This window comes from Paucibacter sediminis (assembly GCF_030254645.1).
Lineage (GTDB): Bacteria > Pseudomonadota > Gammaproteobacteria > Burkholderiales > Burkholderiaceae_C > Paucibacter_B > Paucibacter_B sediminis.
Genome location: NZ_CP116346.1, coordinates 4,857,433 through 4,878,841 on the forward strand (window position 1 = coordinate 4,857,433; position 21,409 = coordinate 4,878,841).

The 21,409-nt window shown below is 67.5% G+C and carries 20 protein-coding genes and 1 tRNA gene; 13 read left to right on the forward strand and 8 right to left on the reverse strand.

What is annotated here, in order from left to right; all coding sequences use genetic code 11:
* Positions 1-5 precede the first annotated feature (5 nt).
* The 7 genes from PFX98_RS22540 to PFX98_RS22570 are packed head-to-tail and all read left to right on the forward strand — an operon-like array spanning position 6 to position 8,811.
* Positions 6-1,277: a styrene monooxygenase/indole monooxygenase family protein gene (locus tag PFX98_RS22540; protein ID WP_285232721.1), complete on the forward strand. Its 1,272-nt coding sequence runs from the start codon at positions 6-8 to the stop codon at positions 1,275-1,277.
* The gene (locus tag PFX98_RS22545) at positions 1,274-1,807 is read left to right on the forward strand and encodes a flavin reductase family protein (RefSeq protein WP_285232722.1); all 534 of its coding nucleotides are present in this window, start codon (positions 1,274-1,276) and stop codon (positions 1,805-1,807) included. Before PFX98_RS22540 ends, PFX98_RS22545 begins: the two co-directional genes overlap by 4 nt.
* Positions 1,804-3,393 carry a phytoene desaturase family protein gene (locus PFX98_RS22550; RefSeq protein ID WP_285232723.1) on the forward strand — a complete coding sequence of 530 codons (1,590 nt, stop codon included), beginning with the start codon at positions 1,804-1,806 and terminating at the stop codon, positions 3,391-3,393. The genes PFX98_RS22545 and PFX98_RS22550 overlap by 4 nt, the downstream gene beginning before the upstream one ends.
* A 27-nt stretch (positions 3,394-3,420) precedes the next feature.
* Positions 3,421-4,197, forward strand: a complete 777-nt coding sequence (locus PFX98_RS22555; RefSeq protein ID WP_285232724.1) for a cyclase family protein — start codon at positions 3,421-3,423, stop codon at positions 4,195-4,197.
* 22 nt (positions 4,198-4,219) lie between these two features.
* On the forward strand, positions 4,220-5,107 hold the full coding sequence (locus PFX98_RS22560; protein WP_285232725.1) for a SphA family protein: 888 nt from the start codon (positions 4,220-4,222) through the stop codon (positions 5,105-5,107).
* Positions 5,108-5,116: 9 nt separating this feature from the next.
* A complete protein-coding gene (locus PFX98_RS22565; RefSeq protein WP_285232726.1) occupies positions 5,117-7,285 on the forward strand; it encodes a thiamine pyrophosphate-dependent enzyme in 2,169 nt (722 codons plus the stop codon).
* Entirely contained in the window at positions 7,282-8,811 is a 1,530-nt protein-coding gene (locus PFX98_RS22570) for an indolepyruvate oxidoreductase subunit beta family protein (RefSeq protein WP_285232727.1), read from the forward strand. Before PFX98_RS22565 ends, PFX98_RS22570 begins: the two co-directional genes overlap by 4 nt.
* A 94-nt stretch (positions 8,812-8,905) precedes the next feature.
* On the opposite strand, the gene PFX98_RS22575 is transcribed toward PFX98_RS22570, so the two are convergent.
* The 6 genes from PFX98_RS22575 to cysS form a co-directional block, all read right to left on the reverse strand.
* Positions 8,906-8,998, reverse strand: a tRNA-Ser gene (locus tag PFX98_RS22575).
* Positions 8,999-9,067: 69 nt separating this feature from the next.
* Positions 9,068-10,336 (reverse strand): aspartate kinase, encoded by a 1,269-nt coding sequence (locus PFX98_RS22580; RefSeq protein WP_285232728.1) that lies wholly within the window; start codon positions 10,334-10,336, stop codon positions 9,068-9,070.
* 130 nt (positions 10,337-10,466) lie between these two features.
* Positions 10,467-11,708 (reverse strand): tRNA lysidine(34) synthetase TilS, encoded by a 1,242-nt coding sequence (tilS, locus tag PFX98_RS22585; protein WP_285232729.1) that lies wholly within the window; start codon positions 11,706-11,708, stop codon positions 10,467-10,469.
* A gap of 52 nt (positions 11,709-11,760) precedes the next feature.
* Entirely contained in the window at positions 11,761-12,732 is a 972-nt protein-coding gene (locus tag PFX98_RS22590) for an acetyl-CoA carboxylase carboxyltransferase subunit alpha (protein WP_285232730.1), read from the reverse strand.
* An 87-nt stretch (positions 12,733-12,819) separates the two neighbouring features.
* On the reverse strand, positions 12,820-13,473 hold the full coding sequence (locus PFX98_RS22595) for a DNA-3-methyladenine glycosylase family protein (RefSeq protein WP_285232731.1): 654 nt from the start codon (positions 13,471-13,473) through the stop codon (positions 12,820-12,822).
* On the reverse strand, positions 13,473-14,846 hold the full coding sequence (cysS, locus tag PFX98_RS22600; protein ID WP_285232732.1) for a cysteine--tRNA ligase: 1,374 nt from the start codon (positions 14,844-14,846) through the stop codon (positions 13,473-13,475). The genes PFX98_RS22595 and cysS overlap by 1 nt, the downstream gene beginning before the upstream one ends.
* Before the next feature lie 207 nt (positions 14,847-15,053).
* Here cysS and PFX98_RS22605 point away from each other — a divergent pair, with 207 nt between their 5' ends.
* From PFX98_RS22605 to PFX98_RS22625, 5 genes are read left to right on the forward strand one after another with little or no spacing between them, the layout of a single operon-like run.
* On the forward strand, positions 15,054-15,584 hold the full coding sequence (locus PFX98_RS22605; protein ID WP_285232733.1) for a tetratricopeptide repeat protein: 531 nt from the start codon (positions 15,054-15,056) through the stop codon (positions 15,582-15,584).
* Between the two features lie 31 nt (positions 15,585-15,615).
* Complete coding sequence (locus PFX98_RS22610; protein WP_285232734.1) at positions 15,616-16,173, forward strand: peptidylprolyl isomerase; 558 nt, start codon at positions 15,616-15,618, stop codon at positions 16,171-16,173.
* Positions 16,170-16,673, forward strand: coding sequence for a peptidylprolyl isomerase (locus PFX98_RS22615; protein WP_285232735.1), 504 nt, complete (start codon positions 16,170-16,172; stop codon positions 16,671-16,673). Before PFX98_RS22610 ends, PFX98_RS22615 begins: the two co-directional genes overlap by 4 nt.
* Entirely contained in the window at positions 16,670-17,449 is a 780-nt protein-coding gene (locus PFX98_RS22620; RefSeq protein WP_342399165.1) for a UDP-2,3-diacylglucosamine diphosphatase, read from the forward strand. The genes PFX98_RS22615 and PFX98_RS22620 overlap by 4 nt, the downstream gene beginning before the upstream one ends.
* The gene (locus tag PFX98_RS22625; protein WP_285232737.1) at positions 17,449-18,219 is read left to right on the forward strand and encodes a M90 family metallopeptidase; all 771 of its coding nucleotides are present in this window, start codon (positions 17,449-17,451) and stop codon (positions 18,217-18,219) included. The genes PFX98_RS22620 and PFX98_RS22625 overlap by 1 nt, the downstream gene beginning before the upstream one ends.
* A gap of 10 nt (positions 18,220-18,229) precedes the next feature.
* Here the strand turns inward: PFX98_RS22625 and clpA are convergent, their stop codons facing one another.
* The gene (gene clpA, locus PFX98_RS22630; protein WP_285232738.1) at positions 18,230-20,548 is read right to left on the reverse strand and encodes an ATP-dependent Clp protease ATP-binding subunit ClpA; all 2,319 of its coding nucleotides are present in this window, start codon (positions 20,546-20,548) and stop codon (positions 18,230-18,232) included.
* Positions 20,545-20,913: an ATP-dependent Clp protease adapter ClpS gene (gene clpS / locus PFX98_RS22635; protein ID WP_285232739.1), complete on the reverse strand. Its 369-nt coding sequence runs from the start codon at positions 20,911-20,913 to the stop codon at positions 20,545-20,547. Before clpS ends, clpA begins: the two co-directional genes overlap by 4 nt.
* Before the next feature lie 210 nt (positions 20,914-21,123).
* Between clpS and PFX98_RS22640 the strand changes: the two genes are divergently transcribed.
* On the forward strand, positions 21,124-21,375 hold the full coding sequence (locus PFX98_RS22640) for a cold-shock protein (RefSeq protein ID WP_285232740.1): 252 nt from the start codon (positions 21,124-21,126) through the stop codon (positions 21,373-21,375).
* Positions 21,376-21,409 lie beyond the last annotated feature (34 nt).

Here is a 21,409-nt window from a genome sequence, read left to right on the forward strand (position 1 = left end):
GCAGCATGAGCGCAAGAAAAATCGCCATCGTCGGCGCCGGCCAGTCCGGCCTGCCCCTCGCCATCGCCCTGCAAGCCCGCGGCGACGAGGTCACCTTGCTGACGAACCGCAGCCCCGACGACATACGCGCCGGTCGGGTAATGTCCAGCCAGTGCATGTTCGATGCCTCGCTGCAGATCGAACGCGACTTCGGTCTCAACCAATGGGAGCATCTGTGCCCGCCCGTGCAGGGCATCGGCCTGACCGTGCCCCACCCTGGGCAAGCCGGCGCCAAGCTGATCGACTGGGCCGCGCCTTTGACACGCTATGCGCAGGCGGTGGATCAGCGCATCAAGATGCCGGGCTGGATGGACCTGTTCGTGCAGCGCGGCGGCAAGCTGGTGCTCAAGGACGCCGGTATCGCCGATCTGGAAGAGCTGGCCGAGCGCAACGAGCTGACCGTGGTCTCGGCCGGCAAGGGCGAGATCGTCAGGCTGTTCGAAAGCGACCCCCTGCGCAGCGCCTTCGACCAGCCGATGCGCGCGCTGGCCCTGAGCTATGTGAAGGGCATGACGCCACGCACGCCGTTCTCGCGCGTGTGCTTCAACCTCATCCCCGGCGTGGGCGAGTACTTCGTCTTTCCGGCCCTCACCACCAGCGGCCCCTGCGAGATCATGGTGTTCGAGGGGGTGCCCGGCGGCGCCATGGATTGCTGGGCCGGGGTCAAGACCCCCGAGCAGCATCTGCAGCAAAGCCTCTCCATCCTGGAGACCTTCTTGCCCTGGGAAGCCGAGCGCTGCCGCCATGTGGAACTGACGGATGACATGGGCATCCTGGCCGGCCGCTTCGCGCCCACCATACGCCGCCCGGTCGGGCGCCTGCCCTCCGGCCGCATCGTGATGGGCCTGGGCGACGCGGTCTGCGTCAACGACCCCATCACCGGACAGGGCTCCAACAACGCGACCAAGGCCTTCAAGGTGGCGCACAGCAGCATCCTGGCGCGCGGCGACGGCGCCTTTGACGAGGCCTGGATGAACGCCAGCTTCGAGCGCTTCTGGGACTACGCCCAGCATGTGGTGCGCTGGACCAATAGCTTGCTGACGCCGCCGCCCGAGCACATCCTGAACTTGCTGGGCGCGGCCGGTCAGTGCCCCAGCCTGGCCAGCGAGATCGCCAACAACTTCAACCATCCGCCCAACTATTTCCCCTGGTGGACCGATGCGGCCGAGTGCCAGGCCCTGGTCGCGCGGCATATGGCAGCAAGCTCTGCGGGCAGCCTGGCAGGAGCCGCGGCATGACGGCTGTGGCGACGCAGCAGCCGGCCACGGCCGTGATCGACGACGCGGCGCGCCAACTGCGCCGCACGCTGGGCTGCTACCCGACCGGCGTCACCGTGGTCACCACCCGCGCGCCGGACGGGCGCCCGGTCGGCCTGACGGTGAACTCCTTTGCCTCGCTATCACTGGAGCCGCCGCTGCTGCTGTGGAGCCTCGCGAACCGCTCGCCCAACCTGCGTGCCTTCCGCAGCGCCTCGCACTTCGCCATCAATGTGCTGGCGCATGGTCAGCACGAGCTGGCCATGCGATTCGCCAACCCGGCGCTGCCCGACAAGTTTGAGGGCGTGGCGTTGCACGAAGAGGCCAAGGAGGCGGCCGCGCTGGCACCGCTGATCAGGGGCAGCCTGGCCTGGTTCGTCTGTGCCGGCCGCGACGCCATCGAGACCGGCGACCACACCCTGTTCATCGGCCGCATCGTGCAGCATGCGGCCCAGCAGGGCACGCCGCTGGTGTTCCACGCCGGCGCCTTTGCACGGCTGGAGGAAGCATGAGCAAGGCTGCCAGCGTGGACGCGCTGATCGTCGGCAGCGGCATCAACTCGCTGGTCTGCGCCGCGCTGCTGGCACGCAGCGGCCGCAAGGTCCTTGTGCTGGAACGCGAAACGGTGCTGGGCGGCTGCATACGCACCGACGAGCTGACCTTGCCGGGCTTTCGGCACGACACCCTGTCCACCGCCCATCCGCTGTTCATGGTGGGCCCTGCCTACGCCCGGCTGGGCCAGGCCCTGCATGCCGCCGGCATGCAGTACTGCAACACCGACAGCCCCACCGGCGTGCTCTTGCCGGATGGCCGGAGCCTGGTGCTCTCGACCTCGCGCGATGCCAATCTGGCGCGCCTCGAGGCGGCCTGCGCCGGCGACGGCGCGGCCTTCGCCGCCGCCATGGGCGAAATCGGTGCGCAGGCACCGCTGCTGTTCTCGCTGCTGGGCAATGAGCTCTGGCGTTATGCCACCGGCAAGACGCTGGCCGGCATCGCCTGGAAGCAGGGCAGCCGGGCGCTGAGCGACTTTTTCGGCCAGGCCCTGGTGCCGGCCCGCCCCTGGCTGGCGCAGCAGTTCGGCTCCGAGCTGGCGGCCGCCCTGCTCGCGCCCTGGGTGCTGCACTGCGGACTGGGGCCGGACGCGCCGCTCTCGGCGCTGATGGCGCAGGTGGTGGCCTTCACGCTGGAAGCCGTCGGCATGCCCATGGTGCAAGGCGGCAATGCCAACACCGTCCTGGCCTTCGAGCGCCTGATCCGTGAGGCCGGCGGCGAGCTGGAAACCGGCGCCGACGTCGAGCGTGTGCTGGTGCAGCGCGGCCGCGCGGTGGGCGTGCGCCTGGCCGATGGACGCGAGTTGCGCGCCGGCGAGGTGATCTGCAATGTGACGCCCACCCAGCTCTACGGCCGCCTGCTCGACCCGGCGCTGCTGCCAGCTGCGCTGCGCCGCCAGGCCCAGCAGTGGCGCTACGGCAAGGGCAATCTGCAGATCCATCTGGCGCTGTCGGAGGCCCCGCAATGGCCGGACGCGGCGCTGGGCCGCGTGGCCTATCTCCATCTGAGTGGCGGCGCGGCGGCGGTGTCGCGCGCCGTCAACGAGGCCGAGCGCGGCCTGCTGCCGGCCGACCCCACCATCTGCGTGGCCCAGCCCACCGCACTGGATCCCAGCCGCGCGCCGGCGGGCCGGCACATCCTCTGGGTGCAGTTGCCCGAATGCCCGCGCGAACCGCTGGGCGACGCCGCCGGTGAGATCCCGCTGCAGGCCGGCCAGGGCTGGACGCCAGCGCTGCGCGAGGCCTACGCCGATCGCGCAATCGCCCGGATTGCCCGCCACGTGCCGAATCTGCGCGCCAGCATCATCGGCCGCGCCGTGCTCTCGCCGGCCGATCTGGAGCGGCTGAACATGAACCTGGTCGGCGGCGATCCCTATGGCGGCGACTGCAGCCTGGACCAGAGCTTTCTGTGGCGGCCGCTGCGCGCCACGCGCAACCACGCAACGCCCGTCAAGCATCTCTGGCATATCGGCGCCTCCACCCACCCCGGCCCCGGTCTCGGCGGTGGCTCGGGCTTCCACGTCGCCCAGAGCCTCGGCGCCGTCTGATCAAAACGAACAAGCAAGGAGACAAGCATGAGCCACTCACTCACTCAGTTCGCGCAAGACCTCGCCAGCGGCGCGCTGCGCATCGTCGATCTGACCCAGACCCTTTCAAGCGACTTCCCTGCCCTGGTGCTGCCGCCGCAGTTCGGTCAGGTCTGGGCCTTCAAGCAGGAACGCATCTGCCAGTACGACGAGCAAGGCCCCGGCTGGTACTGGAACAACTTCTCCTGCGGCGAGCACACGGGCACGCATTTCGATGCGCCGGTGCACTGGATCACCGGCAAGGATCATCCGAACAACAGCGTGGACACGATTGACACACGCCAGTTCATCGGCCCGGCCTGCGTGGTGGACGCCAGCCGCGAGGTGGCAGCCAACCCGGACTGGCTGCTGACGGTGGACTTTCTGCAGACCTGGGAGTCGCAATACGGCCGCATCCCGGCCGGTGCCTGGCTGCTGCTGCGCACCGACTGGAGCAAGCGCATCAGCGACCCGGCCGCCTTCGTGAACCTGCGCGAGGACGGCGCCCACACGCCCGGCCCTACCCAGGCGGCCGTGGAGTGGCTGGTGGCGCGCGGCGTGCGCGGCTTTGGCGTGGAGACCATCAACACCGACGCCGGCCAGTCCTATGCCTGGCCCATGCCCTACCCCTGCCACACGCTGATGCACGGGGCGAACCGCTTCGGCCTGCAGTGCCTCACCAATCTCGACCGCTTGCCGCCGACCGGCGCGCTGGTGATTGCCGCGCCGCTCAAGATCAAGAACGGCTCCGGCTCGCCGCTGCGCGTACTGGCGCTGCTGCCCTGACGCATTCTTCCTGGAGACCCGCATGAACACCTATTCCCGACTGATCAGTGCCCTGAGCCTGGCCCTGCTGTGCGCCAGCGCCCATGCCACCGAAGGCGGTGGCCTGGGCGTCTACCCGGACGGCCTGGAAAACTATCTCTCCGGCGCACTGCCGCCCCCGGGCGTCCACGCCCTGCTCTACGGCGGCCTGCTGAAGTACGACAAGGTGCGCGACAACGCGGGCCATCAGATCGCGATTCCCGACTTCGGGGTGGACGTGGCGGTGCTGGCGCCGCGCCTCATCTGGGTCACCAAGGAAAAGCTGCTGGGTGGCGATCTGGCCTGGCACGCCGTGTTGCCCCTGCTGAACGTGAAGTTCAAAGCGGCCGGCGCCAGCTGGAGCAGCACGGGCCTGGGCGACATCAGCTTCGGTCCGGCACTGGGCTTTCATGCCTCGCCCAGCCTGCACTATGTGGCAGCCGTCGACGTCGTGGCCCCCACCGGCCGCTACAGCAGCAGCGACCCGTCCAGCCTGGGCAAGAACTACTGGAGCATCCAACCTATCCTGGCCATCAGCCAGATCGACCCGGCCGGCTTCAACGCCGACGCCAAGCTCATGCTGGACCTCAACCGCAGGAACACGGCCACCCAGACCACCTCGGGGCGCGCCCTGCATGCCGACTACGCCCTGGGCTGGGGCTTCGGCAACGGCTGGGCAGCGGGCGTGGGCGGCCATGTGTTCCTGCAAACCAGCAGCGACAGCGGCCCGGCCGCCGCGCCAGGCAAGGCCCGCGCCGTCGCCATCGGCCCCTCGCTGCGCTACTTCGACGGCAAGGGCACGCTGCTGACGCTCAAGCTGCAACAGGAGTTCAGCGTGCGCAACCGCCCCGAGGGCAGGCAGCTGTTCGTCAAGGCCAGCCTGCCGTTCTGAGCGGATCCCATGGCAGAACGTTCCTTTGCGCGCGAAGTCCAGCAGCTGCGGGTGCCGGCCGGCAGCGAGTTCTATGGTGAAGGCATCCTGGCCGTCACCAAGGCGCTGCTGGAGGCCGGCGTGGGCTATGTGACCGGCTACCAGGGCTCGCCGATCTCGCACCTGATGGATGTACTGGCCGACGCCCAGCCCATCCTGCAGGAGCTGGGCGTGTATTTCGAGCCCGCCGCCAGCGAGGCGACGGCCGCAGCGGCCCTGGCCGCCTCGGTGAACTACCCCGTGCGCGGCGCCGTCACCTGGAAGTCCACCGTGGGTACCAATGTGGCCAGCGACGCGCTGGCCAATCTGGCCTCGGGCGGCGTCACCGGCGGCGCGCTGATCATCGTCGGCGAGGACTATGGCGAGGGCAGCTCCATCATGCAGGAGCGCAGCCATGCCTTCGCGATGAAGTCGCAGCTCTGGCTGCTGGACCCGCGCCCCAATCTGCCGGCCATCGTCAAGGCAGTGCACGACGGCTTCGCGCTCTCGGAAGCCAGCCACACGCCGGTGATGCTGGAACTGCGCATACGCTCCTGCCATCTGCGCGGCCACTTCACCACGCGCGAGAACCGCCGCCCGGCCTTCAGCCTGAAGCAAGCCCTGGAGCAGCCGCGCCGTGATCCCGACCGCATCGTGCTGCCGCCCGCGTCCTTCCTGCACGAGCGCGAAAAACTGGAGCAGCGCTGGCCCGCGGCGCTGCAGTACATCCGCGAGCATGAGCTCAACGAGTTCGTACCCGGCGAGCTGGAACACATGGGCATCATCATGCTGGGCGGGCTCTACAACAACACGCTGCGCGCGCTGGAACTGCTGGATCTGGCGGAGCTGTTCGGCGCCAGCCGCGTGCCGCTGTACATCCTGAATGTGGCTTACCCGCTGCTGGAGGACGAGGTGCTGCGCTTTTGCAGCGGCAAGCGCGCGGTGCTGGTGGTGGAAGAAGGCCAGCCCGACTATCACGAGCAACATATCCACGCCATCCTGCGCCGCGGCGGCCTGGCCTGCGCGGTGCATGGCAAGGATCTGCTGCCCAAGGGCGGCGACTACACCGTTGCCGCATTGCGCCAGGGCCTGCACGGTTTTGTGCAGCAGTACCATCCGGCCGCGTTTGCCAAGCCTCAGCCCGTCGCCCTGTCCAGGCCCGCCTCCGCCGTACCAAGCCTGCCGCCCCGCCCGCCCGGCCTGTGCGTGGGCTGTCCGGAGCGGCCCATCTTCTCGTCGCTCAAGCTGGTCGAGCAGCAGATCGGTGCGCACCATGTGTCGGCCGATATCGGCTGCCATCTGTTCTCCATCCTGCCGCCCTTCAATCTGGGCGCCACCACCATGGGCTATGGCCTGGGTGCGGCCAGCGCCTCGGCCTTTGCCGCCGGACCACAGCTGGGCGCCGCACGGCGCGCCATCGCCTTCATGGGGGACGGCGGCTTCTGGCACAACGGCCTGACCTCGGGCATTGCCCACGCGGTCTTCAACCGTCATGACAACGTGTTCGTGATCGTCGACAACAACTACACCTCGGCCACCGGCGGGCAGGACCTGCCCTCGTCGCGCAGCCCGCATCCCCAACGCTCCACGCTGCACCCGATCGAGCAGTCGGTGCGCGGTGTGGGCGTTGAATGGGTGCGCACGCTGACGCACACCTACGACGTCAGCACCATGCGTGCCACCCTGCGGGAAGCACTCACCACCTCCTTCAAGGGGCCCAAGGTCATCATTGCGCAGAGCGAGTGCATGCTGAACCGCGAGCGCCGCGAGAAGCCCCGGCGCAAAGCCGCCTTGCAGGCCGGACAGCGGATGCTGAAAGAGCGCTTCGGCGTGGATGCTGCCGTCTGCTCAGGTGACCATGCCTGCATGCGCATCTCCGGCTGCCCCAGCCTGACGCTGGCGCCCAGCGGCGACGCGCTCAAGCCCGACCCCGTGGCCCATGTCGACGAACATTGCGTGGCCTGCGGCCACTGCGGCGAGGTGGCCGATGCCGCCGTGCTCTGCCCCTCCTTCTACAAGGTGCATCAGGTGCAGAACCCCGGGGTCATTGAACGATGGCGCGCCCATGCCTCGCGGCGTCTGCTGCGCTGGCTGCAGGCACGCCAGTGGCGCGCCCGCGCCGCACGCGCGCTCTACCCGCTGGAGGAACTTGAGGCATGAGCGCAACAAAACCCCAACGCATCCACCTCGCCGTGCTGGCCCTGGGTGGACAGGGTGGCGGTGTGCTGGTGGACTGGATCGTCGAACTGGCCGAGCATGCCGGCTGGACCGCGCAGGCCACGTCGGTGGCCGGTGTGGCGCAGCGTACCGGCGCCACCATCTACTACATCGAGCTGGTCTCGCCCACGCCGGGACGGCGGCCGGTGCTGGCACTGATGCCGGTGCCTGGCGAGGTGGACGTCCTTATTGCTGCCGAGCTGATGGAGGCCGGCCGTGCCGTCGAGCGCGGCCTGGTGACACCCGATCGCACCACGCTGATCGCCAGCAGCCATCGCGCCTATGCGGTGCAGGAAAAGATGGTGCCGGGCAATGGCGTGGCCGACGGCGCCGCCGTGCTGGCCCATGTGCAGAGCCAAGCCTGCCGAAGCGTCATCGCCGATATGCAGGCCCTGGCCCAGCAGCAGGGCAGCGTGATCTCGGCCAGCCTGTTCGGCGCATTGGCGGGTTGCGGCAGGCTGCCATTCACGCAGGACGACTTCGAGGCCGTGGTGCAGCGCAGTGGCGTGGGCGTGCAGCCCAGCCTGGCGGCACTGCGCGCCGCCGCCAGGCTGGCGCGCGAAGCCGGCCCGGCACCACGGCCAGCTGCCGAGCCGATGCAGACCGCGCCGCGTCCATTGCCGCAGCAGGCGGCCGCGCCGGCCCTGCAGGCGCTGCTGGAACGCATCCGCCGCGAGTTTCCGCCCCCTGCCTGGCCCTGGCTGGGCGAGGGGTTGGCGCGCGTGGTGGACTGGCAGGACATCGCCTATGGCCAGGAATACTTGGACCGCGTGGGGCGACTGAGCGCGCGGGGCCGCAGCGACCCCGCGCACATGCTGAGCATCGAAGCGGCACGCTGGATTGCCGTGGCCATGAGTTATGACGATGTCATACGCGTGGCCGAGCTCAAGTGCCGCGGCGAGCGCAGTGCGCGGCTGCGCCGGGAGATCGGCGGCGAGGCCAGCGCTGTACCCGACGCCATCGTGGGCGCGGAAGAGTATTTCCATCCGCGCCTGGAGGAAGCACTGGCCACGCTGCCGCGCGGCCTCGCCGACTGGTTGGACCGCACGCGCTGGCTCAAGGCCTGGCTGGCGCCGCGCCTGGATCGCGGCCGGCGTATCCAGAGCCAGAGACTCTGGGGTCACCTGCAGTTGCGACTACTGGCCAGCCTGCGCCGCTGGCGGCGCGGCACGCGCCGTCATGCGGAGGTCCAGGCTCATCTGCAACGCTGGCTGGCAAGCGTGGAGCAAGCCCTGCCATCGAATCCGGACGTGGCAGTGGAACTGCTGCGCTGTCAGCGCTTGGTCAAGGGTTACAGCGACACGCAAGTGCGCGGCCATAGCCGCTTCAACAGCTTGATGCAGGCGGCCGCGCAGGTCCATGGTCGTGCCGATGCGGCGGCCACGCTGGCCTTGCTGCGCGAGGCGGCGTTACGCGATGCCGATGGTCTGACGCTGCAAGCGCAGTGGCAGCTGTTGGGCCTGGGCTGAGCGAATCCAGCAGCGGCCCGACGCAAGCCCTGACCCCATAGGCCCAGAAACAACAAAACCCCCGTGGCTTGCGCCACGGGGGTTTGCATACTGTTGGCGGAGTCGGAGAGATTCGAACTCTCGATGCAGGTTTTGCCCACATACTCCCTTAGCAGGGGAGCACCTTCGGCCACTCGGTCACGACTCCAGCAGAGCCTCGCAGTATAGCAGTAGTTTTTGGCTGCTCAAGCGAAACTCCATCTTTCGACGGATTTTCTTAGGCGACTTCCTGGTCGAGATCGAAGGCCTTGTGCAGGGCACGCACCGCCAGCTCCATGTACTTCTCGTCGATCACCACGCTGGTCTTGATCTCGCTGGTGGAGATCATCTGGATGTTGATGCCCTCTTCGCTGAGCGAGCGGAACATCTTGGAGGCCACGCCCACATGCGAACGCATGCCGATGCCAACGATCGAGACCTTGCAGATCTTCGGGTCGCCCATCACCTTGGCGGCATGGGTGGCCGGGCCCACGGTCTTCTCCAGCAGCTCCATGGTGCGCGCATAGTCGTTGCGATGCACGGTGAAGGAGAAGTCGGTCTTGCCGTCCTGCGAGACGTTCTGGATGATGACGTCGATGTCGATATTGGCGTCCGCCACCGGGCCCAGGATCTGGAAGGCGATGCCGGGCTTGTCGGGCACGCCCAGCAAGGTCACCTTGGCTTCGTCACGGTTGAAGGCGATGCCCGACACGACGGCTTGTTCCATTTTTTCGTCCTCTTCAAAACTGATAAGGGTGCCGGACTTGGCTTCCTCGTTGATATCGATGTCCCAGGGCGTGAAGCTGGAGAGCACGCGCAGCGGCACGCGGTACTTGCCGGCAAATTCCACCGAGCGGATCTGCAGGATCTTGGAACCCAGCGAGGCCATCTCCAGCATCTCTTCGAAGCTGATGGTGTGCAGGCGGCGCGCCTCGGGCACGATGCGCGGATCGGTCGTGTAGACGCCATCCACATCGGTGTAGATCAGGCACTCGTCGGCCTTCATCGCGGCGGCGATCGCCACCGCGGACGTGTCCGAACCACCGCGCCCCAGGGTGGTGATGTTCATGTCCTCGTCGATGCCCTGGAAGCCCGCAATCACCACCACCTTGCCAGCGGCCAGGTCGGTGCGCACGCGGCTGTCGTCAATGCTCTCGATGCGGGCCTTGGTGTAGGAGGAATCGGTGGAGACCGGGACTTGCCAGCCGGTGTAGCTGACCGCCTCCAGGCCTTCGGCCTGCAGCGCGATGGCCAGCAGACCCACCGACACCTGTTCGCCGGTGGAGGCGATCATGTCCAGCTCGCGCATCAGCTCGGGGCTGGTGGAGGCGGGCGACAGCTCCTTGGCCAGGCCCAGCAGGCGATTCGTCTCGCCGCTCATCGCCGAAGGCACCACCACCATCTGGTGACCGGCACGCGCCCATTTGGCGACGCGCTTGGCCACGTTGCGGATACGGTCGGTCGAGCCCATCGAGGTGCCGCCGTACTTGTGAACGATCAAAGCCATGGGATGTCTTGTTGCATGCGCGGTGGGTTCGGAAAGCTCGGGGTGCGCCGCGGTCGCAGCCGTGGATTCTAGCTGTTGCATCGCAGCAAACCCCTGTTCATGCGGGTTACAGCGAGCTTCAGCGAGCAGCCTAATCAGCATGCCAGCTGATGCTGAGCTGGGGCTGACCGGGCTCGGCCCAGCAGCGCGCATCCAGCCCCAGGCCCGGCACATGCAGCAATTGCGCGCCCGCATAGAGCAAGGGCCCGTGACGCGCCGACGCGGGCACGCCGGCCGCCTGCCAAGCCTTCTTGAGACTGCGAGCCACCCTTTGCGGATGAGAAAGGAATTGCTCGCCGCCCTGGCGTGCACGCGCGCTCAGCGCGGCCAGAGTGCTTGGCGCAACGCCGCCCTGCGCCACCGCCTGCACCAGCCAATACCCACCCCATTGCGCGCTCCGATATTGCCCGGGTCGGCTCAAATCCAGTGCCTCCAGCGCCTCCGGTGCCGCCACCACGGTGGCCGGCCCGAGCGGCTGCAGGCTCAGGCGGCCGCGGTAGAGCTGCAAGCGCCCGCCCGGCACCGGCCAATAGCCCGTGCGGGCCGTCGGCAGCTCATCCAGCAGGCGCTGTACCAGGCTGGCGGGCGCGGCCCGGCCCAGGCACTGCAGCAACCAGGCGCGCAGCAGATTGCTGGCACGCGCGGCCGAGAGAACGCCAAGCGCGGCTTGCTGCAGTCCCTCTGCGTCGGTCCAACGGGGCAGGTCCTCGGCGGCGATCTCCTGCTGCAGGCTCAGGGCCTGCTGCGCCCAGGCCGCGGCCTGGGCCAGGCTGGCCTCGGCCTGCGGAAAGGCCTCGCTCAGGCCCTCCCACAGCTGCAAGCGGATGCGGTTGCGCGCATAACGCGGATCCTGGTTGCTCTCGTCCTCGACATGCGCCAGGCCATGGGCCGCCACATAGGCCTCGATAGCGCTACGGGGATGGTCCAGCCAGGGCCGTGCCCAGACAAGGCCGGCGCGCGCCTGCGCGCGCGGCATACCCGCCAGCCCGGCGCTGCCGGCACCGCGCAGGGCCTGCAGCAACCAGGTCTCGGCCTGGTCGCGGCGATGGTGGGCCAGCAGCAGCAGGCCGCAAGCCTGCGTCGCCGCCATCTCGGCCAGGGCCTGGTAACGCCCGCCACGGGCCCAGGCCTCGATGCTTTGCCCGGGCGCGGGCGCGCCGCTCAGGCGCCGCGCATGGAAACTGATAGGCAGGCCGGCCGCAGCCCAGTCCGCGCATTGCCGCTGGCCATGCGCCAGCCAGGCGTCGGCCTGCGGGCTCAGCCCATGGTGCACATGCAGGGCGCAGACATGCAAGCCCAGAGCCCGGGCCTGGGCGGCCGTGGCGTGCAGCAAGGCGGTGGAATCGCGGCCGCCGCTGTAGGCGACGGCGACGCGGCGGGCTGGGTCAGCGGTTCTTGGTGTCGCTGAAACGTCCATAGGCCTGCAGACGCTCGTAGCGGCGTTCCAGCAGTTCCTTGGTCTTCAGATCGCTGACCTGGCGCAGCGCGTCGGAGAGCGCGCGCTTCAGGTTGGAGGCCATCTGCTTGTTGTCGCGGTGCGCGCCACCCACCGGCTCATTGACGATCTTGTCGATCAGGCCCATGGCCTTCAAGCGGTGCGCGGTGATGCCCAGCGCATCGGCGGCCTCGGGGGCACGCTCCGAGGTCTTCCACAGGATCGAGGCACAGCCTTCCGGCGAGATCACCGAATAGGCCGAGAACTGCAGCATCAGCACCTGATCGGCCACACCGATGGCCAGGGCGCCGCCCGAGCCGCCCTCGCCGATCACGGTGGCGATGATGGGCACTTCCAGCTGCGCCATCTCGAAGATGTTGCGACCGATGGCTTCGGACTGGCCGCGCTCCTCGGCACCGATGCCGGGATAGGCACCCATGGTGTCGATGAAGGTGAACACCGGCAGGCCGAACTTCTCGGCCAGCTTCATCAGGCGCAGGGCCTTGCGATAGCCCTCGGGGCGCGGCATGCCGAAGTTGCGCAACGCGCGCTCCTTGGCGTCCGCACCGCGCTGATGGCCGATCACCATGCAGGCCTGGCCATTGAAGCGGGCAATGCCGCCGACGATGGCCGCGTCATCCGCGAAATGGCGATCGCCGTGCAGTTCCTGGAACTCGGTGAAGATGTCGGCGCAGTAGTCCAGCGTCTGCGGGCGCTGCGGATGGCGGGCGACCTGGTAGGTCTGCCATGGGGCCACGCTGGAGTAGATGTCCTTGGTGAGCTGCTGGCTCTTCTTGGAGAGGCGGTCGATCTCTTCGGAGATGTCGACGGCCGACTCGCTTTGCACGTAGCGCAGCTCTTCAATCTTGGTTTCGAGCTCGGCAATGGGCTGCTCGAATTCGAGGAAGTGTTTCTTGCTCATCCTGCGTGGGTCTCTCTCAGTGATGATATGGCCTCGACACCAGCAATGCAGGCCTGATAGGCCACGATGCGAGGGCGCCTGACGGGCTCAGTAGTCCACCGGCAGCGGATCCAAACTGCGCCAAATGTACCATGTGGCTACCGAGCGGTAGGGGGCCCAGGCCTCACCCACCTCGCGCGCCTCGGCACGCGACACCGGTTCGCCGGAGAAGTAGTTCTGGCTGATGCCCTTGAGCAGACCGAGGTCGTCCAGGGGCATCACGTTCGGGCGCATGAGGTGGAAGATGAGGAACATCTCGGCCGTCCAGCGGCCGATGCCGCGGATCGCCACCAGCTCGTCGATGATGGCTTCGTCGTCCATCTGCGTCCATTGCTTCACATGTACGCGGCCGGCCTCGAAGCTTTCGGCCAGATCGCGCAGGTATTCCACCTTGCGCGCCGACAGGCCGGCGCCGCGCTGCAGCTCCACGGTGAGCGCCAGCACCGCCTGCGGCGGCACCTTGTGGCTCGGGCCGCTCATCAGGGCGCAGAACTTGTCCCACACCGATTGGGCGGCCTTCACCGAGATCTGCTGGCCGACGATGGAGCGTGCCAGCGTGGTGAAGGCATCGCCCTTGCTCTGCAGCCGCGCCTCGCCGAACTGCGGGATCAGCTTCTTCATCACGCGGTCGCGCTTGCTCAGATGGCGGCAAGCCTCGTCCCAATAGTCCGGGGTCACCCCGGCGGCCGGCGCGCGCCCCATCAGGCCTTCATCCAGGTGGTGCCGCTGGGGGAATCCTGCAACACGATGCCCTGGGCCAGCAGCTCGGCGCGGATGCGATCCGCCTCGGCGAACTGGCGCGCGGCCTTGGCGGCCGCACGGGCGTCGATCTGCGCCCGGATGGCGGACTCGTCCAGGCCGCTGCCGGCCTGCAGGTACTGGCGCGGCGCCTGCTGCAGGATGCCCAGCGTCGCGCCCAGGCCCCTCAGCAGGGCCGCGTCGGCGCCCGAGCGGCTGCGGTTCACCGCATTGGCCAGCTCGAACAGCACCGAGACGGCGCCCGGCGTATTGAAGTCATCGTCCATCGCGGCCTTGAAGGCGGCGGCCTGCGGCTGCGCCCAGTCGATCGCGGCGTCAGGCACCTCGATGCCATCCAGCGCGGTGTAGAGGCGGCGCAGCGCGGCGCGCGCGTCGTCCAGGTTCACATCGCTGAAGTTGAAGGGGCTGCGGTAATGGGTGCGCAGCATGAAGTAGCGCAGCGTCTCGCCGTCGTAGCGCTTGAGCACGTCCTGGATGGTGAAGAAGTTGCCCAGGGACTTGGACATCTTCTCGTTGTCGACGTTGAGGAAGCCGTTGTGCATCCAGACGTTGACAAAGGGATGGCCCAGCGCGCCCTCGCTCTGGGCGATCTCGTTCTCATGGTGCGGGAACTGCAGGTCCATGCCGCCGCCATGGATGTCGAAGCGCTCGCCCAGCAGGGCGCAGCTCATCGCCGAGCATTCGATATGCCAGCCGGGGCGGCCGGGGCCGTAGCCGCTGGCCCATTTGGCGTCGTCGGGCTCGCTCTCCTTGGCCGACTTCCACAGCACGAAGTCCAGCGGGTCCAGCTTGCCATCGTCCACGGCCACACGCTCGCCCGCACGCAGATCGTCCAGCGACTTGCCGCTGAGCTTGCCGTAGCCGGGGAACTTGCGCACCGCATAGTTCACATCACCGTTGCTGGCGCGGTAGGCCAGGCCCTTGCCTTCCAGCGTGCCGATCAGGTCCAGCATCTGGCCCACATAGTCGGTGGCACGCGGCTCGTGCGTGGGGCGCTCCACGCCCAGGGCACCAATATCGCGGTGCATCGCGGCGATCATCTCGTCGGTGAGCTCGCGGATGCTGATGCCGCGCTCCACCGCGCGCTTGATGATCTTGTCCTCGATGTCGGTGATGTTGCGCACATAGGTCACGCGGTAGCCCGAAGCCTTGAGCCAGCGCTGCGCCACATCGAAGGCCATCATCATGCGGGCATGGCCCACATGGCAGAGGTCGTAAATCGTCATGCCGCAGACATACATGCGCACATGACCGGGTTCGATGGGAGCAAAGGGCTCGACCGCACGGGTGAGCGAGTTGTAGATGCGCAGAGTCATGGATGGGGCTGGGCTTGGATGCGAGATAGGCTGCTGCGCGCCCCACTGATCATGCCGGTGGTGGCACGGGCGGTTGACCGGCGCCAGGCAGCGATCAGGCACTCTAGAATGGCCCGAAGTATACCGGCTCGACTTCTGCTGAGGCATGAGGGCCGGCCCTCAGACGAGCGCCCTCGGCACCCGCTGCGCCCCAACATCCGAATCCCCATGTACCGTCAACGAACCCGAGCGCTGGGCCTGGCCCTGCTGCTGAGCACCCTGCTGGCGGGCGTCGCCCAGGCCGGCGTGCTGGAGCAGGCCCAGGCCGATTGGCTGGCCGGCAAGCGCGAGCAGGCCCTGCTGAGCGTGCAGACCGCGCTGAGCGAGTCACCGCAGGACGCGCGCCTGCGCTTTGCGCTGGCGGTGATGCAGATGGAGTCCGGCCGCGCGGATGCCGCCGAGGCCCTGCTGCTGGGGCTGACCCAGGACTTCCCGGATCTGGCGGACCCCTACAACAATCTGGCCGTGATACGCGCCGGGCGTGGCGAGCTCGAAGGCGCGCGCCGCGCGCTGGAGCAGGCGCTCGCGCTGCAACCCGAGCATGTGCAGGCGCAGGAAAACCTGGGCGATGTGCTGCTGCGCCTTGCGCTGCAGGCCTATGAACGCGCGCAGAAGCTCAGCGTCAGCGCGCGCCCGGCCCTCGAACTCAAGCTCAGCCGCACCCGCGAACTGGCGCGCCTGCTCGCGCCCGGCCGCTGAGCCACAATATCCACCCTTCCGAACCGCAACCATGAACAGCAAGATCCTAGCCCTCAGCACCGCCCTGCTCTGCGCTGCCGCCGGTGCGCAGACCGTCAAGCTCAGCACCACCGAAGGCGATATCCGCGTCCAGCTGGATGCCGAGAAGGCGCCCAAGACCGTGGCCAACTTTCTGCAGTATGTGAAGGCCGGCCACTACAACGGCGTGATCTTCCACCGGGTGATCGACAACTTCATGATCCAGACCGGCGGCTACACCGTGAAGCTGGCGCAGAAGCCCACCAAGCCGGCGATCCCGCTGGAGAGCAACAACGGCCTGCTCAACACGCGCGGCACGCTGGCCATGGCCCGCACCGCCGACCCGAACTCGGCCACCGCCCAGTTCTTCATCAACGTGGCCGACAACGCCTTCCTCGACGCGGCCAACGCCCGCGACGGCAAGGGCTATGCGGTGTTCGGCCAGGTCATCGAAGGCATGGACGTGGTCGACAAGATCAAGTCCATCCCGACCAGCCCCCAGGGTGTGCACCAGAACCTGCCCACCAAGACCGTCCTCATCACCAAGGCCATTGTGGAGTCCAAAAAATGACCAAGACCGTAGAACTGCAGACCAACCATGGCGTGATCCGCATCGAGCTGGATGATGCCAAGGCCCCCATCAGCGTGGCCAACTTCCTGAGCTATGTGAACAGCGGCCACTACAACGGCACGGTGTTCCACCGCGTCATCAAGGGCTTCATGGTGCAGGGCGGCGGCTTTGAACCCGGCATGAAGCAAAAGCCCACCGAGGCGCCGATCCAGAACGAGGCCAACAACGGCCTGAAGAACGAGCACTACACCCTGGCGATGGCGCGCACCAATGCGCCGCACTCGGCCTCGGCCCAGTTCTTCATCAACACCACCAAGAACGACTTCCTCAACTTCAAGTCCGAGAGCCCCTCGGGCTGGGGCTATGCCGTGTTCGGCAAGGTCGTCGCCGGCACCGAGGTGGTGGATGCGATCGAGAAGGTCAAGACCGGCCGCTCCGGCTTCCACGACGATGTGCCGCTGGAAGACGTGGTGATCGAGCGTGCCGTCGTGATCGAGTGAGCGGATTGCCTGAGTCGCTGAGCTCGGTGCAGGCGCCGTCCGCCTGGACGGCGATCGACTTCATCTCCGACCTGCACCTCGCCCCCGAGACCCCGCTGACCCTGGCCGCGCTGCGGCGCTACTTGCGCAGCACGCCGGCCCAGGCGGTGTTCCTGCTGGGCGACATCTTCGAGGTCTGGATCGGCGACGACGCGCGCAACGATGCCTTCGAGGCCGAGTGCACGGCGCTGCTGAAGTCCGTCAGTCAAGACCTGACCCTGTTCTTCATGGCCGGCAACCGCGACTTCCTGATCGGCGACGAGATGGCCGCCGCCGCCGGTTTCCAGCGGCTGGCGGACCCCTGCCTGCTGGAGGCGTTTGGCCGGCGCTGGCTGCTGAGTCACGGCGATGCGCTGTGCCTGGACGACAAGCCCTATCAGCAGTTCCGCGCGATGGCGCGCAACCCTGCCTGGCAGGCGCAGATGCTGGCCCAGCCGGTCGAGCGCCGGCGCGAGCAGGCGCGCCAGATGCGCCTGCAAAGCATGGCCAATCAACAGGCCATGAAACCCGAGAACTGGGCCGATCTGGATGCCGAGGCAACGCGCGCCTGGCTGCGCCAGGCGGCTGCGCCGCTGCTGATCCACGGCCACACCCACCGCCCCGCCGAGCACGATCTGGGCGAGGGCCTGAGCCGCTGGGTGCTGCCCGACTGGGACTGCGAGCACGCCGTGCCGCGCGGCGGCCCGTTGCGCCTGACGGCCGCCGGCCTCAGCCGCCAAGGCCTAGGCCTCGGCTGATGCTGGCCGCCTGGTGGCAGCGCTGGCGCGCGCGCCGCGAGCGCCAGATCCCCGAGCCGCTCTGGCAGCTCACCCTCGCCCGCTATCCCTTCATCGCGGCGCGCTCGGACGCTGAGCTCGGCGAGCTGCGCCGGCTCTGCTCGCAGTTCCTGGCCCGCAAGGAGTTCCACGGCGTGGCCGGTTTCGAGGTCAGCGACGAGGTGGCCCTGGCCGTGGCCGCCCAGGCCTGCCTGCCGGTGTTGCGCCTGGGGCTAGATTGGTACGACGGCTTCGTCGGCATCGTCATGCATGCGCACGAGGTGGTGGCCGCGCGCGAGTTCATGGATGAGGATGGCGTCGTGCACGAGTACGACGAGGTGCTGGCCGGCGAGGCCATGGAGGGCGGCCCGCTGATGCTGGCCTGGAGCGAACTGGCGCCCGACCCCGCCGAGCTGATGGCGGCCGAGAGCGTCTACAACGTGGTGATCCACGAATTCGCCCATGTGCTGGACATGCGCGACGGCATCGCCGATGGCGTGCCGCCACAAGCCAGCGCGGCGGCGCGTGCGCAGTGGCTGCAGGTGCTGGAGGCCGAATGGCACGCCTTCTGCGAGCGCGTCGACGCCGGCGAAGCGACCCTCATCGATCCCTATGGCGAAGAGGCGATCGAGGAATTCTTCGCCGTCGCCAGCGAGGCCTTCTTCGTGGCGCCCAAGGAGCTGCGCGCCGAGCAGCCAGCCTTGTACCGGCTGCTCGGCGGTTTCTACCGCCAGGATCCCGCGGCGGGCTGAGCGATCGAGCTCAGCTGGTCGTGGCCGGCTCGGCCTTGGGCTTGTTGTCGCTGCGCTTGAGCGGCTGGATGTCCAGCAGCACCTCGCCCGCATCGTCCACATCCACGCTCAGGCGACCGCCATCGACCAGGCGGCCGAACAGCAACTCGTCGGCCAGCGCGCGGCGTATGGTGTCCTGGATCAGGCGCTGCATCGGGCGCGCGCCCATCAGCGGATCGAAGCCCTTCTTGGCCAGATGCTTGCGCAGCTTGTCGCTGAAGGTGACCTCGACCTTCTTCTCCTGCAGCTGGCTTTCCAGTTGCAGCAGGAACTTGTCGACCACGCGCATGATGATTTCCTCATCCAGCGCGCGGAAGGACACGATGGCGTCCAGGCGGTTGCGGAACTCGGGCGTGAACAGGCGCTTGATGTCGCCCATCTCGTCGCCGCGTTCGCGCGAGTTGGTGAACCCGATGGTCGACTTGTTCATCGTCTCGGCGCCCGCATTGGTCGTCATGATGATGATGATGTTGCGGAAGTCGGCCTTGCGCCCGTTGTTGTCGGTGAGCGAACCATGGTCCATCACCTGCAGCAGCACATTGAAGACGTCCGGATGCGCCTTCTCGATCTCGTCGAGCAGCAGCACCGCGTGCGGCTTCTTGGTGACGGCCTCGGTCAGCAGGCCGCCCTGGTCAAAGCCCACATAGCCCGGAGGCGCACCGATCAGACGGCTGACCGCATGGCGCTCCATGTACTCCGACATGTCGAAGCGGATCAGCTCGATGCCCAGGATGTAGGCGAGCTGCTTGGCCACCTCGGTCTTGCCCACGCCGGTGGGGCCGGAGAACAGGAAGGAACCGATCGGCTTGTCGGGCTTGCCCAGGCCCGAGCGCGCCATCTTGATGGCGGCCGCGAGCGCGTCGATGGCCGGCTCCTGGCCGAACACCACGCTGTTGAGGTCGCGGTCCAGGCTCTTGAGCTTGCCGCGGTCATCGGTGGACACCGAGGCCGGCGGGATGCGCGCGATCTTGGCGACGATGTCTTCCACCTCGGCACGCGTGATGGTCTTCTTCTGCTTGCTCTTAGGCAGGATGCGCTGCGCCGCACCGGCCTCGTCGATCACGTCGATGGCCTTGTCGGGCAGGTGGCGGTCGTTGATGTACTTGGCCGAGAGCTCGGCCGCGGCCTGCAGGGCGCCGAGCGCGTACTTGACGCTGTGGTGCTCCTCGAAGCGCGACTTCAGGCCCTTGAGGATCTCGACGGTCTGCTCCACCGAGGGCTCCACCACGTCCACCTTCTGGAAGCGCCGCGACAGCGCCGCATCCTTCTCGAAGATGCCGCGGTACTCGTTGAAGGTGGTGGCGCCGATGCACTTCATCGCACCCGACGACAGGGCCGGCTTGAGCAGATTGCTGGCGTCCAGCGTGCCACCCGAGGCGGCGCCCGCCCCGATCAGGGTATGGATCTCATCGATGAAGAGGATGGCGTTGGGCTGGTCCTTGAGCTGCTTGAGCACGGCCTTGAGGCGCTGCTCGAAATCGCCGCGGTACTTGGTGCCGGCCAGCAGCGCGCCCATGTCCAGCGAATACACCACCGCCTCGCCCAGCACGTCGGGCACATCGCCCTCGGTGATGCGCCAGGCCAGGCCCTCGGCAATGGCGGTCTTGCCCACGCCGGCCTCGCCCACCAGCAGCGGGTTGTTCTTGCGACGGCGGCACAGCACCTGCACCACACGCTCAACCTCATGCTCGCGGCCGATCAGCGGATCGATCTTGCCGTCCTTGGCGAGCTGGTTGAGGTTCTGCGTGAACTGCTCCAGCGGCGAACCTTTTCCGCCGCCGCCGGCGTCGGTCTCTTCGCGCTCGGCCTCGCCACCACCACCCTCCTGCCCCTTGGGCGGCTCGGGCGGTTCGCTCTTCTTGATGCCGTGGGCGATGTAGTTCACCACGTCCAACCGCGTCACGCCCTGCTGGTGCAGGTAGTAGACGGCGTGCGAGTCCTTCTCGCCGAAGATCGCCACCAGCACGTTTGCGCCGGTGACTTCCTTCTTGCCGCTGCCGGTGGATTGCACATGCATGATGGCGCGCTGGATCACGCGCTGGAAGCCCAGCGTCGGCTGGGTGTCCACCTCATCGCTGCCGCCCACCGTGGGCGTGTTGTCCTTGATGAACTGCGCCAGACTCTTGCGCAGATCGTCGATATTGGCCGAACAGGCCCGCAGCACCTCGGCCGCGGACGGGTTGTCCAGCAACGCCATCAGCAGATGCTCCACGGTGATGAACTCGTGGCGCTGCTGGCGCGCTTCGACAAACGCCATGTGCAGGCTGACTTCAAGCTCTTGCGCAATCATGCGGCCTCCATAATGCACTGCAAAGGATGGCCGGCACGCCTTGCGGCGGCCAGCACCAACTCGACCTTGGTGGCCGCCACGTCCTTGGTGAACACACCGCAAACGCCTCGGCCATCGTGATGGATTTTGAGCATGATCTGGGTGGCCGTATCCAGGTCATGGCGGAAATATTCCTGCAGCACCATCACCACGAATTCCATCGGGGTGAAGTCGTCATTGAGCATCAGCACCTGGTACAGGCGCGGGGGCTCGGTCTTCTGCGGCACCCGCTCCAGAATGGTGGTGCCGTCTGCATCGTCGCGCCCCGGCACCGCACCTGGCGTCTGGCCAGGTGGCGTGGGAGGCTGGTTGGGAAGATCAGGCATGAACCGATTCTATAGACAGGGGCAACTCCCCACATGGGGCCGGTCCATCTTCCGACAAGTCCAGCGCACACAAGAGATGAACTGGGCGCCGGCCGTGCTGCAATTCTCGGCACTTGCTTCTGGCACCCCCGGGCAGGCCCTGAATTGACATCTGGGAGACAGTGGAGAGAATCCGCGACTGGTGCGTTAGACACCGGGATGGAGAAGGAAATGCCACTAGGAACTGTCAAGTGGTTCAACGATGCCAAGGGTTTTGGCTTCATCGAACCCGAGCAAGGCGGAGAAGACGTGTTCGCCCATTTTTCGGCGATACAGATGGAGGGCTTCCGCACCCTCAAGCAGGGCGGCCGCGTGAACTACGAGCTGGTGCAAGGCCCCAAGGGGCAGCTGGCACAGAACATCACCCCGCTGGAAGCCGCCGCCGCGGCGCAACAGGAGGCCTCGCTGAGCGGTGCCGCATAAGTACCGGATTCGGCGGCAGCCAGCAAGACAAAGG